The organism is Hymenobacter sp. J193, assembly GCF_024700075.1.
In the GTDB taxonomy this organism is placed as follows: domain Bacteria; phylum Bacteroidota; class Bacteroidia; order Cytophagales; family Hymenobacteraceae; genus Hymenobacter.
On record NZ_JAJONE010000001.1, the window covers coordinates 509,416 to 522,132 of the forward strand.

Sequence of the window (12,717 nt, forward strand, 5' to 3'; positions counted from 1 at the left end):
GGGTTTGTGCCTTGCCCGCCTATGGAAGCTCAAGCCCCCACCCAACTCGAAACCGGCACCTACGAAATCCTGCGCAACCGCCTGCAGAAAAGCAGCACCGACCTGCGCCAGCGCCTCGACTTGCTCAATACCGAGCGTAAGCAGGTGTTTGGGGCCGTGGATACCCGCCTGATTGGCACCGGCCGCATCACGACGGAAAACAACTGCGTGGCCTGGGACATGGTGCCGGTGGGGCAGCGGTTCATCTTCGGGTATAACGTGGTGTTGGGGCTGAAGGCCGAGCCAGAACTGGCCGACGTGTTCGGAATATACGAGTACACTGAGCACGACTTCCGGCCGCTGGGGCTGGAATTGCTGCAGAACCCACAGTTTCTGGAGGAGTTCCGCAACCTGTACCGCTACTACAAGAACACTCAGTTCGTGAAGTTCGCCGTCATCGGCGTGCACCTGTTCATGGTGTTTCGGGTGGGCAAGAGTGCGTCCGACGTGAAGACGTTCAAGTGGCTGATCCAGGGCGACACGCTGAGCTACATCGACAACCGCTCCGACCACGAGTACACCTTCCCACCCCAGCACGAGTTCCAGTGGAAGCGCGCCACCCGCGACATGCAGCGCGGCGGCAAGCACCCCCACATCAGCATTGAGGACAAGGTGTTCGTGGAAACCGTGGGCGGCGACCTGACCATCAAAGTCGAGGACAACACCGCTTCGGGCCACGGCATTCTGAGCGAGCCGGTGGATAATAAGGACCAAACACTCGACGACTCGGAAATCTACTTTGCGGCCATCGGCAACCTGATTCTGCTCAAAATTCGGCCCTACCAGGAGCAGACCTACCGCTACTTTATCTTCAACCACAAGCTTAAGACGGCTCAGCGCCTCGATGCCCTGGCCGATGCCTGCGTGCTGCTGCCCGACGGGCAGGGCCTGATCTTCCCCCACGGCTTCTACCTGCAAACCGGCGACAACAAGCTCTTCGACAACGGCCTGCGCGAGATGCTGTTTGAGAAGCGCGTGGTGTCGCCCAACGGGGAGGATTTTCTGTACGTGTTCTTCAACAAGGACCACGGCACCTACCTGCTACTGAGCTACAACCGCATTGCCCAGCGCGTCGATAACCCGATTGTGTGCCACGGCTACGCCCTGTTTGAAAACGGGGAACTGTGCTACTTCCGCGCCGACGATGAGCCCAAGAAGCACCACGCCGTGCAAATCTGGCAGACGCCCTACACCGCCCCCGATTTTCAGCTGCCCGTCACCTCCGATTCCTACCTCTACAAGCTGGGCAACAAGGAGATTGTGCGGGCCATGAGCGAGGTGCAGGAGGTGCTGACCCTGACCGGCAAAGACGATTCCTACGCCGGCCTCTACCTCGACCTGATCCGCCAGACAACTAGCCTCACCGACGCCTACCACTGGCTGCGCGAGCCGGCCGCTCAGGCGTTGGCCGAGCCCCTGGGCGAAATCCGCCAGACGGCCACGGCCGCTGTGGAGGAGTTTGAGAAGGTGCAGAGTATCCGCAAGAACACCGCCCAGCAAACGGCAGCCGTATTCCAGAAAGCCGACGAGCTGACCGGCCGCATTCGCCGCTCGGCCCCCGATACTGTCTCGGAGTTTGTGCAACTGCTGGCCGAGTTGCGCGGGGTGCGGGGCGAAGTAATTTCGCTCAAGGAGCTGCGCTACGTGGAGCTGCCGGCGGTGGGAAAGCACGCCGCTGACCTGGAAGCCCTGAGCAAGGAAGTGGCCTTGCAAACCGTGGATTTCCTGCTCAAGCCCGATGCCCTGGCGCCTTACTCCCAGCGCGTGCAGGCCATTGCCGACAGCGTGGAGCAGGTGCAGAAAACCATCGAAGCCGACCAGCGCGAGCAGGAAACCGCCGCCGTGGCCCAGGAGCTGGAGCTGCTGATTGAAGTAGTCAGCAACCTGCCCATCCCCGACCCCACCCAAACCACGGCCATCATCGACAACATCTCGACGGTGTACGCCCGCTTCAACCAGATCAGGGCGGCGCTGAAACGGCGGCGGCAGGCCCTGGCCGGCACCGAGGCCCAGGCCGAGTTTACCGCCCAGCTCAAGCTGCTGGAGCAGGCCCTGACCAACTACCTCGACCTGGCCGACACGCCCGCCAAGTGCGACGAGTACCTGACCAAGCTCATGGTGCAGCTCGAAGAGTTGGAAGGCAAGTTTCCCGACTTCGACCAGTTTATCGAGCAGCTCACCACCCGGCGCGAGCAGGTCGTAGAAGCCTTTGAGTCGAAGAAAACGGCCCTGGTAGCGGCCCGCAACCAGCGCGCTACGGCCTTGTTGCAAAGCGCCGAGCGGCTGTTGAAAGCGGTGCAGAGCCGCCTTACCCGCCTGGAATCAGTGGCGGATATCAACGGGTACTTTGCCGCCGACGTGATGGTGGAGAAGGTGCGCCAGACGGCCCAGGAGCTCATCAACCTCGGCGACTCAGTGAAGTCCGACGATGTGCAGAGCCGGCTGAAAACCTTGCGCGAGGATGCCGTGCGCCAGCTCCGCGACCGGGCCGACCTGTTCGCCGACGGCGGCCAGACCCTCAAGTTCGGCCCGCATTCCTTCACCGTCAACACCCAGCCGCTGGAGCTGACCGTGGTGCTGCGCGACGGTGACCTGCACTACCACCTCACCGGCACCAACTTCTTCCAGAAGATAACCGACCCCGCTTTGCTGGCCTCCAAGCCTGTGTGGGAGCAAACCGTCGTGTCGGAAAACCAGGACGTGTACCGGGCCGAGTTTCTGGCCTGGCGCATTCTGCAAGCCGCCCAACACCCCGCCCCCGCCGACCTGGAAACCGGCCGCGCCGCCGTGCTGTCCGTTACAGAGTTAGGCCACCTCAGTGCCACCGAGCTGCTCACCTACGTGCAGCAGTTTATGGCCGCGCGCTACCAGGAAGGCTACCTCAAAGGCGTGCACGACCACGACGCGGCCCTGCTGCTCACGGCCCTGGTACGCCTCACCCGCACCGCCGACCTGCTCCGCTACCCCGCCGACACCCGCGCCGCCGCGGCCCTCTACTGGCTGCGCTTCGCCAACCCCGACCAGCGCGCCCACTGGGAGCGGCAGCTTCAGGGTATCGGGGTGCTGCTCCAGGTCTTCCCCGATTCGCAGGAGTTCGACGAGCTGAAAACCGAGCTACAAACCGCTGTGGACCGCTTCGCGGAGCAAACCGGCCTGTTCACCCCCGCCCAGGTAGCGGAGGCGGGCGACTATCTTTTCCACGAGCTGACCCACACCGGTACCTTTATCATTGCTGCCGAAGCCGCCGAGCTGTACCAGCAGTTCCAGAAGCAGCTGCACGAGCGCCAGGCCACCGACTTGTTCCAGCAGTCGGTGACGGGCCTCCAGGAACAGCCCGCCGCCCAGCTCCCCCTGATTCGACAGTGGCTCCAGGCCTACCTGCGCCAGGCGCCGGCCGCGGCTACCTTGGCGGATTTCTGCAACGAGTGCGCCGTGCTGCTGCTGACGGGCTCCTACGATTCGGCGCGGGTGGTACACACGCCCCTGCGCGAAACGCTTGAAGGCTTCCAGGGCACTCACCCGCGCATCATTTCCACGAACAACCAACAACTAACAACCAACAACTACCACCTCGACTTCCCCGATTTCCGCCGCCGCTTGCTGCACTACGACCGGGCCACGGTGGCCCAGTACGAGGCGTTTCAGGAGGTAAAGAAGCAGCTGCTGGCCCGAGCCGCCGAGGATATGCGTCTGGAAGATTTCCGGCCCCGCGTGCTCACGTCCTTCGTGCGCAACCGCCTCATCGACCAAGTGTATTTGCCCATCATCGGGGCCAACCTGGCCAAGCAGATCGGGACGGCGGGTGAGGGCAAGCGCACCGACCTTATGGGCTTGCTCCTGCTCATCTCGCCACCCGGCTACGGCAAAACCACGCTCATGGAGTACGTGGCCAACCGCCTGGGCCTCATCTTCATGAAGATCAACGGGCCGGCCATCGGGCACGCCGTAACCAGCGTGGACCCCGCCCAGGCCCCCAACGCCGGGGCGCGGCAGGAGCTGGAGAAGCTGAACCTGGCCTTCGAGATGGGCGACAACGTGATGATTTACGTGGACGACATCCAGCACTGCAACCCCGAGTTTTTGCAGAAGTTCATCTCGCTCTGCGACGCCCAGCGCAAGATTGAGGGCGTGTACCAGGGCCGGTCCCGCACCTATGACTTCCGCGGCCGCAAGGTGTGCGTGGTGATGGCCGGCAACCCCTACACCGAAAGCGGCGACGTATTCCAACTGCCCGACATGCTAGCCAACCGTGCCGACATCTACAACCTCGGCGACATTCTCACGGCTGGCTCCGAAGACGCCTTCCGCCTCTCCTACCTCGAAAACGCCCTCACCAGCAACGCGGCCCTAGCCCGCCTTGCCACCCAAAGCCCCCAGGACGTGCCCGCCCTCATCCGCCTCGCCGAAACCGGACAGCAGGACGGCCTCAGCTTCGAGGGCAACCACACGCCCGAGGAGCTGAACGAGTACGTGGCGGTGCTCCAAAAGCTGCTGCGCCTGCGCGACGTGGTGGCCAAGGTAAATGCCGCCTACATTGCCAGCGCCGCCCAGGCCGACGCCTACCGCACCGAGCCGCCGTTCAAGCTGCAGGGCTCCTACCGCAACATGAACAAGCTGGCCGAGAAAGTGCGCCCCGTGATGAACGACCAGGAAATTGAGCAGCTCCTGGCCGCCCACTACGAAAGCGAAGCCCAAATCCTGACCAGCGCCACCGAGGCCAACCTGCTCAAGCTGCGCGAGCTGCTCAACTGGCTCACCCCCGAGCAAGCCGCCCGCTGGCAGCAAATCAAGCAAACCTACCTCGACAACCTCCGCGACTCCGGCGCCGGCCAGCTCCTGCAGATGCTCGACAAGCTCGAAAGCATTGCCGGAGGGTTGAGTGGAATTCGGGAGGCGCTGAAGCGGGAGTAGATTATCATCAAGGGATACAGTCATGATTACTGAAGAAAGTGTATCTATGAGCCTCATGGGCGGCTTGCTGTTGCTATATGGTCTGTACCTATGGCGCAAACGGCAATGGCTTTTGCGCAATGGGCAGCTCACGATGGGTACTGTCGTTGACCACGATGAGGGTCTCATTATCAGGTTTTACACCACCGATCAGCAACCCGTTACGGCGAAACCACCAGCCAGTCCATCACGCCGATACCACCAAAATGGTGAGTGGATCAGTCTGTACTACAATCCTGATAATCCGCAGGAAATTGCCCTGATTACCCCTGAGCACAAAGTGCTGCACGCCTTATTCCTGAGTATAGGCTTGCTGTTGCTACTATTTGGTGTGTTTTCATAGTAGCTGGTAACGACTACCTAACTAGACAACTTTCCTAGCTCCCTTCCTCATGGGCAAGCAATACCCCACCATCAGCGCCGACACTCAGGCCTTTATCGAGCGGCAGCACATGTTCTTCGTGGGCACGGCCGCCGCAGATGGGCGCGTCAATATCTCGCCCAAGGGCCAGGACACGTTGCGCGTGCTCGACCCCAACCGCGTGGCCTGGCTCAACCTGACCGGCAGCGGCAACGAAACCGCCGCCCACTTGCTGGAGCTAAACCGCATTACGCTGATGTGGTGCGCCTTCGAGGGCAAGCCCAACATTCTGCGCCTCTACGGCACGGCCACTATATACCACCCGCGCGACCCGGAGTGGGCCGACCTGCTGCTCCTGTTTCCGCCCTTGCCCGGCGCCCGGCAGATTCTGGTGGTGGAGGTGGATTTGGTGCAGACCTCCTGCGGCATGGCCGTGCCCTTCCTGGATTTCCGGGCCGAGCGTGACGAGCTGAATCACAACATGGAAAAGCGCGGTACCGAGCAGGTAGAGCAGTACTGGCACGACCGCAACACCCGCAGCATCGACGGCAAGCCCACTGGCATTTGAGCCGGGCTACGGGGTGCATGCGTGAGACGCTGTTTTTCTGCCCGCGCTGGAAAAAACCTGGAGGAGGAGTTAAGCGGCACTCAGGAGGCTATTGCCGGTATATTGCGACCGTGCTACTACCCCCTGTTAACCTGCAGCCTATCGTATGACTAGTCTGACCCGCTTGTTTTCTGATTCTACCCATCTCACTAAGCTGCAGCCCCTGCTCGTCACCGAGCTGTTTCTCCCAACCGGAAAGCTGCTGGCCTGTGACCCGGTGGCTTACTCCGATCCACAGCCCTTCCGCCAACCCTTTCTGCCCGGCTGCTACCCGGTGTACATCCACCTGCTGCCCGCGGATCAATGCATTGCCTACGCCGAGCTGCGCCTGCGCGAAGGGACCGTCAGCCGCTGGGAGCTGGCCGTGACAGCGCGGCAGGACCCTGCTTCGCTTGCGCCTGGTGAAATCTTCGGCTACCCAGTATCGGCGGGCCTGGGCTGCTTCATGGACCACTCCACCCTGGCCCTGGTCAACCGGCACGACGCTGACCTGCAAGCCGAGTTAGGCGACGCGTATGTCAGCTACTACGACGATTACGTGGATGACTTGCTTTACCCGGCGGCCGGAAGCCAGCCATACTGTACGTTGCAGCCCTACCCCAGCCAGGAAAACAACGTGGCCGTGTTTCAGTCGGGCTACGGCGACGGGTTCTACGCCACTTACTTTGGCCTCAATGCCCATGATCAGCCCGTGAAGTTCGTCACGGAGTTTATCGACGCCAACGCCAACTAAGAGCACGTTTGAATTTTGTTAAAAAGGCCTCTAGAACGTCATGCTGAGCGGAGTCGAAGCATCTCTACCGCTTTGTTAGAGTTACTATCTCAACGAAGCGGTAGAGATGCTTCGACAGGCTCAGCATGACCACAGCTAAAAAACCCAAACACGTTTTAAGCCCCTTGTGCTACCCAGAAACTCGCCGCTGCTTCACCACCCTTCTACTGCGACCGTACACGAACCTCCATTGACTTCGATGACACTACCAATGAATTACGGCTGGCTTGGGGTGATTGGAATCTGTGTGCTGCTGCTGGCGGCGGGTAGCTGGCTGTTCCGGGCCAGCCGGGCGCCCGAACCGGTCCGGCACCCGACCCGCACCCAACCGGCGGGGCCTCCGCCTGAGTTGGTAGTCAGCACCCTGGCGGGGCGCCCGCTGCCGCCGAATTACGCCGACGGGCAAGGCACCGCGGCCCGGTTCTACCAGGTAGGCTCCCTGGCCGCCGATGCCCAGGGCAACCTCTACCTCATCGACGGGCCGGCCATCCGCAAAATCACGCCTGCGGGCCGGGTCACCACCCTGGCCGGGGAGCCGCCGGCCCCGCAGAAGCAGGCCGACGGTTACGTAATACACCTAGCTACCTCTACCGACCTCACCAATGGACGGGGCGTGGCAGCCCGGTTTACGTTTCCTCAGGCCATAGCCGTAGCGGCGGATGGCACGGTTTACGTGGCCGAGAACCATGCCATCCGCCGCATCAGCCCGCAGGGCGACGTGACCACGCTGGCCGGCAAGTCGGGCTTCGACTACGACGCGGAAGGTCACCGCGACGGACCTGCTGCCCAGGCCCGGTTCCGGCGCCCGATGGGCCTGGTGCTTGACGCGGCGGGCAACCTCTACGTAGCCGATACCCAAAACAGCGTCATCCGCCGCATTACCCCGGCCGGCATCGTTAGCACCCTGGCCGGGGAGCCGGGTGAGTACGGCGCGGTGGACGGTGCGGGCCGGATTGCCCGCTTCGCCCACCCCCAGGCCCTGTCCCTGGCACCCGATGGGGCTTTGCTGGTCGCCGACGTGGTCAATGGCTGCATCCGGCGGGTGAGCATGCGCGGGGAAGTAACCACCTGGGCCGGCACCATGACCAACACCCGGCGCGGCACCTGGCCCGGGGCCAAGCTGCGCCTGGACGGCATTCAAGGCATGGTAGTCGATAAGCAAGGCACTATTTACCTCACCTCCCACGACTCGCGGCACACCGTGCGCCGCATCCTGCCCGACCACACCGAGCCCGTCAGCCCCTGGGCCGGGGTGAAGGACGCCCGCGCCTATGCCGACAGCCCCAACCCCGCCCAGGCCCGCTTCAACTATCCTGATGCTCTGGCCCTGGGCCCGGATGGCACCCTGTACGTGGCCGACGTGCAAAACAAAGTACTGCGCGCCATTACCCCTGCTGGCCAGGTGACTACGCTGGCCGGGGAGCCGCCCCGCACTTCCCTGGATGGCCCGGCCGTCATGGCTTCGTTCAGCCAGCCCCGGGGCTTGGCTCTGGAGCCCGATGGTAACCTGCTGGTGGCGGACTTCGGCAACGGCCTGGTGCGCCGCGTAAGTCCCCAGGGCGAGGTACGCACCATTGCCGGCCGCTTTCCGCACCCCGAGGAGCGTAGCCAGGCTCCCGAGGAAATCTTCAACCCCGCCGGGGTGGTGGCCGGGCCCGTGGGCAGCATATTCATAGCCGACGAAGGCCGCCACACCATCTACCGCCTCAGCGCCGAGGGCAAGGTGCAGGTCTGGGCCGGGCAGCCGGGCATCGTGGCCGGCAACCACGACGACGGCTTGTTCTGGAGTGCCCGCTTCAACAAGCCCGGCACCCTTGCGGCCGCCCCCGACGGCACGCTCTACGTCACCGACGGTGAGACAATGGCCGTGCGCCGGATTTCGCCCAAGGGCAAAGTCAGCACCCTGCTAAAAGGCGACACCCACTTCGTTAGTCCTTTCAGCAACGAAGGCCACTACTTCTACCCCAGCGCCGTGGCCGTGGGGCCCGATGGGGCCGTGTACGTGCTCCAGGGCCGCCTGCTACGCTACGCCCCCGGCAGCAGCCGCTCCGAGTGGCTGGCCGGCGACTACGAGCCGGGCTACGCCGATGGTGCCGGCCGCCAGGCCCGCTTCCATTACCCCACCGGCCTGGCCGTGGATGTTCACGGCAACGTGTTTATTGCCGACCGTGGCAACCACCTTATCCGCCGCGTCAGCCCCCAGGGCGAGGTAACTACCGTGGCCGGGCAAACGGGCCGCCACCGTATGGAGCCCCCACTCACCAAGTACGCCGAGCACTTTTACGGCCCCGACGACAGCGGCGGCATGGAAGGTCAGGCCCTGGGCGACTACCGCGACGGTCCCGCCGCCCAGGCCCGCTTCAACCACCCCGCCGCCGTAGCCGTGGCCCCGGACGGCACCCTCTACGTGGCCGACCAGGATAACAACTGAATCCGCGTTATTAGCCCTGCTACGCCGAAGCTTCCGTGAGTACCCCGTGAAAAGCTTGAAAGACGTTGGACTTCATCAGACGCTCGGTCTGCTAGCGGTACCAGCCTGGCTAAGGCATTCGATGTGCGTGCCATTGTCAACGTTCGTGGCCACCCAAACAGGCTAGTAGTTAGGAAGGTAACCGCCGCCCCTGACCATTTCGGCTGGATGGCTGGCTTCGTGGGGCTCTACCCAGCGGCCTCCAGGCCCTTACGCAGCAGCGTTTGGGCTGGCCGCCCAGCCACAGCACCCTCCTGGCAGAGCTGGAGCAGGGGCACTACTTCGAAAAGTAAACAGACTCTGGCTTGAGCTTAGGCAGCAACTGCCCCAGGCGTGGATAGACTGAAATGCGCCTTCTTAGCTCTCCCCTCTCCTTCCTCTAGCTGCGTCCGCGCTTCTTATGAGACGCCTTTGTTGGGCTGCCCCATAGCGTGCAGCTCACATGGCTCTTTCCGATCCTGTTTATCATTGATTTTCAGGCATTTTGAGGCCCGTAGATACGCTTCCGTAAGCTGAAGCATACCGCAAAAACTTTTCGGCCTTGGCTGACCTTCGCCGCCGGAGCTCGTATTTCCTGCCTGTACTAACCTTTTCTAAGCTATGCAGACGGAACAAAACGAGCCTCGGCCCACCAACAGCGAAATCAACCCCAAGCCCATGGGGTACCCTACCAGCGAGGAAGCCATGAAGGAGCAGCCCGACTGGGATATGTCGAGCTACCAGCCCTCGGGCAAGCTCCAGGGCAAAGTGGCCCTCATCACGGGCGGCGACTCAGGCATTGGGCGGGCCGTAGCGCTGGCCTTCGCCATGGAAGGCGCCGATGTAGCCATCATCTACCACACCAATGCCGAAGATGCCGCCGTGGTAGGACAGGCCGTAGAAGCCCAGGGGCGCCGGTTCCTGGCTATTCAGGCCGATGTGAGCTCCGCTACCGAGTGCCGCGAAGCCGTACGCCGCACCCATACGGAACTGGGCGGCTTCAACATTCTCGTCAACAACGCCGCCTACCAGATGGGCTACGAGAAATTCGAGAGCATCCCCGAGGAAAACGTGCACCGCACCTTCGACACCAACATCAAGGGCTACATCTTTATGGCGCAGGCGGCCATTCCGCTTATGCACGAAGGCGACTCTATCATTAATACCGGCAGCATTGCCGGGCTGGTGGGCAATCCGCACCTCATCGATTATGCCTCTACCAAAGGCGCCATTCACACCTTCACGAAAAGCCTGGCCGCCTACCTCGGTGAAAAGAAAATTCGGGTGAATGCGGTGCTGCCCGGCCCGATCTGGACGCCCCTCATTCCCGGCACCATGATCAAAGAGGACCTGAAAAAGTTTGGCGACTCCACGATGCTGGGCCGCCCCGGCCAGCCTGAGGAATTGGCCCCCGCATACGTGTTCTTTGCCTCCCAGGATGGCAGCTACGCCACCGGCAGCCTGCTGGAAGTAACCGGCGGCATGCCTAAGGGCAGCTAGGGACCAGCTAATTCATGAACCCGCGCCCCGGCCAAACCCGTGCCGGCTGGGGCGCGGGTTGTATTGTAACCGGTGTGGTACAATGGACCTTGATGCGGCCAGGTGCCGGGAACCTGCTTTCTTTGGAGTCCAGCATCTGCCCTTTTCTGCTATGACCACCCGCCGAAAGTTCCTGACTTTTTCCGCTGCTTCCCTGGCTATGGCCGCCGGTCGCCCGGCTGAAGCGCTTAGTCTGCCCCCGCGGGCCGTAGCGGGCAAGCCGCTGGTAATATCCACCTGGGATGCCGGGCTGAACGCCAACCAGGGCGCGTGGAAAGTGCTAAGCAAGGGCGGCCGGGCCCTGGACGCGGTAGAAGCGGGCGTGATGGTGACGGAAGCCGAGCAAAGCTGCTGCGTGGGCCTGGGCGGCAACCCCGACCGGGACGGTATTGTGACGCTCGACGCCTGCATCATGGATGACCAGTTCAATTGCGGCAGCGTAGCCGCCCTGGAGCGCATCAAGCATCCCATTCAGGTGGCCCGCCGCGTGATGGAGCGCACTCCCCACGTGATGCTGGTGGGCGAAGGGGCCCAGCAGTTTGCCGTGGCCCAAGGCTTCCCGCTGGAGCCCCAGAAACTAAGCCCCGATGCCGAGCTGGCTTACCGGGAGTGGCTCAAAACCAGCCAGTACAAGCCCGTCGTCAACATCGAAAACTCGGGCAGCAAGAAACCGGTGGGACCGGTGGGCGGGGCCAACAACCACGACACTATTGCCATGCTGGCTCAGGATGCGCGTGGCAACCTAAGCGGCAGCTGCACCACCAGCGGCATGGGCTTCAAGATGCGCGGCCGCCTCGGCGACTCTCCTCTCATCGGCGCGGGCCTGTTTGTGGATAATGCGGTGGGCGCCGCTGCGGCTACCGGGCAGGGAGAAGACGTGATTCGCATTGCCGGGGCCCACACCGTGGTAGAGCTTATGCGCCAGGGCCTTTCGCCGAAAGCTGCCTGCAAAGCCGCCGTGGAGCGCATTGCCCGTATCAAAGGCGCCAAGGCCCGCGACATTCAGGTGGCTTTCATTGCAGTGAACATTCAGGGCCAGCACGGCGCGTTTGCCTTGCAGCAGGGTTTCAGCTACGCCGTGTGTGATGCCAGCAACCAGCAGCTTATTCAAAGCGAGTATCTGTTGAAATGAAGACGCATGTGCTGGAAATCTGCGCGGGCTCGGTGCAGTCGGCGGTAGCGGCGCAGGCGGGTGGGGCGCACCGCATAGAGCTATGCCAAAACCTGGCGCAGGGCGGCACCACACCCTCCTACGGCCTCATACGGCGGGTGCGGGAGCTGGTCGATATTCCGGTGTTTGTGCTGATTCGGCCGCGGCCGGGCAACTTCTGCTACTCCCCCGATGAGCTGGCCATTATGGCCGCAGACATTGCGCAGTGTCGGCAGCTAGGCTGCGACGGGGTGGTGCTGGGCGTGCTCGATGCCGCCGGTCGCGTCGACCAGACCCGGTGCCGGGAGTTGCTGGAGGTGGCCGGGCCGCTGCCCGTTACCTTTCACCGCGCTTTTGATGCCTGCCCCGATCAGGCCCAGGCGCTGGAAGACGTAGTATCCCTGGGCTGCCAGCGCATCCTCACTTCCGGCGGCCAGGCTACGGCCGAGGCGGGCCAGGCGCAGCTGGCGGCCCTGGTAGCCCAGGCGGCCGGGCGAATCACGGTAATGCCCGGCGCAGGCATCCGGCCGGACAACATCCGGGCGCTGGCAGCCCGCACCGGCGCCACCGAGTTTCACGCCAGCGCCACCGGGCCGGCAGCTCTTTCGCACGGCCCAACGCCCACGCCTTTCGACGTTTCTTTGCCCGAAACCGATGCCGCCATTGTGGCGCAACTCTTAGCTCAACTTGACCGCTAGCGTGTAGTGCCTTAATGCCCTTCCCAGCTCCTTTCGTCACTTCAGCGCTAGCCAGTAGTTACAGGTGCGGATTGTTAATGTATTTAGCTGTTTTATTTGGAATGCAGGAAAATGGAAGCCGCCTAACAATCCAGAGCCTCGTGGCTGAAGCA

At 62.8% G+C, this 12,717-nt stretch carries 8 protein-coding genes; all 8 read left to right on the forward strand.

Annotated elements, in window-relative coordinates; translation table 11 throughout:
- Positions 1-21: 21 nt before the first annotated feature.
- The 8 genes from LRS06_RS02255 to LRS06_RS02290 all read left to right on the forward strand — a co-directional run bounded on the left by LRS06_RS02255 (position 22) and on the right by LRS06_RS02290 (position 12,565).
- Positions 22-4,950 (forward strand): DNA repair ATPase, encoded by a 4,929-nt coding sequence (locus LRS06_RS02255; protein ID WP_257869981.1) that lies wholly within the window; start codon positions 22-24, stop codon positions 4,948-4,950.
- Between the two features lie 22 nt (positions 4,951-4,972).
- Positions 4,973-5,332, forward strand: coding sequence for a DUF3592 domain-containing protein (locus tag LRS06_RS02260; RefSeq protein WP_257869982.1), 360 nt, complete (start codon positions 4,973-4,975; stop codon positions 5,330-5,332).
- Between the two features lie 49 nt (positions 5,333-5,381).
- Positions 5,382-5,918, forward strand: coding sequence for a pyridoxamine 5'-phosphate oxidase family protein (locus LRS06_RS02265; RefSeq protein ID WP_257869983.1), 537 nt, complete (start codon positions 5,382-5,384; stop codon positions 5,916-5,918).
- A gap of 145 nt (positions 5,919-6,063) precedes the next feature.
- Positions 6,064-6,690: a DUF4241 domain-containing protein gene (locus LRS06_RS02270; RefSeq protein WP_257869984.1), complete on the forward strand. Its 627-nt coding sequence runs from the start codon at positions 6,064-6,066 to the stop codon at positions 6,688-6,690.
- Between the two features lie 250 nt (positions 6,691-6,940).
- Positions 6,941-9,160, forward strand: coding sequence for a hypothetical protein (locus LRS06_RS02275; protein ID WP_257869985.1), 2,220 nt, complete (start codon positions 6,941-6,943; stop codon positions 9,158-9,160).
- A 639-nt stretch (positions 9,161-9,799) separates the two neighbouring features.
- Entirely contained in the window at positions 9,800-10,678 is an 879-nt protein-coding gene (locus LRS06_RS02280) for an SDR family oxidoreductase (RefSeq protein WP_257869986.1), read from the forward strand.
- A 151-nt stretch (positions 10,679-10,829) separates the two neighbouring features.
- Positions 10,830-11,849, forward strand: a complete 1,020-nt coding sequence (locus tag LRS06_RS02285) for a N(4)-(beta-N-acetylglucosaminyl)-L-asparaginase (RefSeq protein WP_257869987.1) — start codon at positions 10,830-10,832, stop codon at positions 11,847-11,849.
- Entirely contained in the window at positions 11,846-12,565 is a 720-nt protein-coding gene (locus tag LRS06_RS02290; protein ID WP_257869988.1) for a copper homeostasis protein CutC, read from the forward strand. Before LRS06_RS02285 ends, LRS06_RS02290 begins: the two co-directional genes overlap by 4 nt.
- Positions 12,566-12,717: the final 152 nt, after the last annotated feature.

What these genes read in the sequence shown, in the direction of transcription:
- LRS06_RS02255 (WP_257869981.1), top strand. Translation starts at nt 22, where the DNA reads ATGGAAGCTCAAGCCCCCACCCAACTCGAAACCGGCACCTACGAAATC.
- LRS06_RS02260 (WP_257869982.1), top strand. Translation starts at nt 4,973, where the DNA reads ATGATTACTGAAGAAAGTGTATCTATGAGCCTCATGGGCGGCTTGCTG.
- LRS06_RS02265 (WP_257869983.1), top strand. Translation starts at nt 5,382, where the DNA reads ATGGGCAAGCAATACCCCACCATCAGCGCCGACACTCAGGCCTTTATC.
- LRS06_RS02270 (WP_257869984.1), top strand. Translation starts at nt 6,064, where the DNA reads ATGACTAGTCTGACCCGCTTGTTTTCTGATTCTACCCATCTCACTAAG.
- LRS06_RS02275 (WP_257869985.1), top strand. Translation starts at nt 6,941, where the DNA reads ATGAATTACGGCTGGCTTGGGGTGATTGGAATCTGTGTGCTGCTGCTG.
- LRS06_RS02280 (WP_257869986.1), top strand. Translation starts at nt 9,800, where the DNA reads ATGCAGACGGAACAAAACGAGCCTCGGCCCACCAACAGCGAAATCAAC.
- LRS06_RS02285 (WP_257869987.1), top strand. Translation starts at nt 10,830, where the DNA reads ATGACCACCCGCCGAAAGTTCCTGACTTTTTCCGCTGCTTCCCTGGCT.
- LRS06_RS02290 (WP_257869988.1), top strand. Translation starts at nt 11,846, where the DNA reads ATGAAGACGCATGTGCTGGAAATCTGCGCGGGCTCGGTGCAGTCGGCG.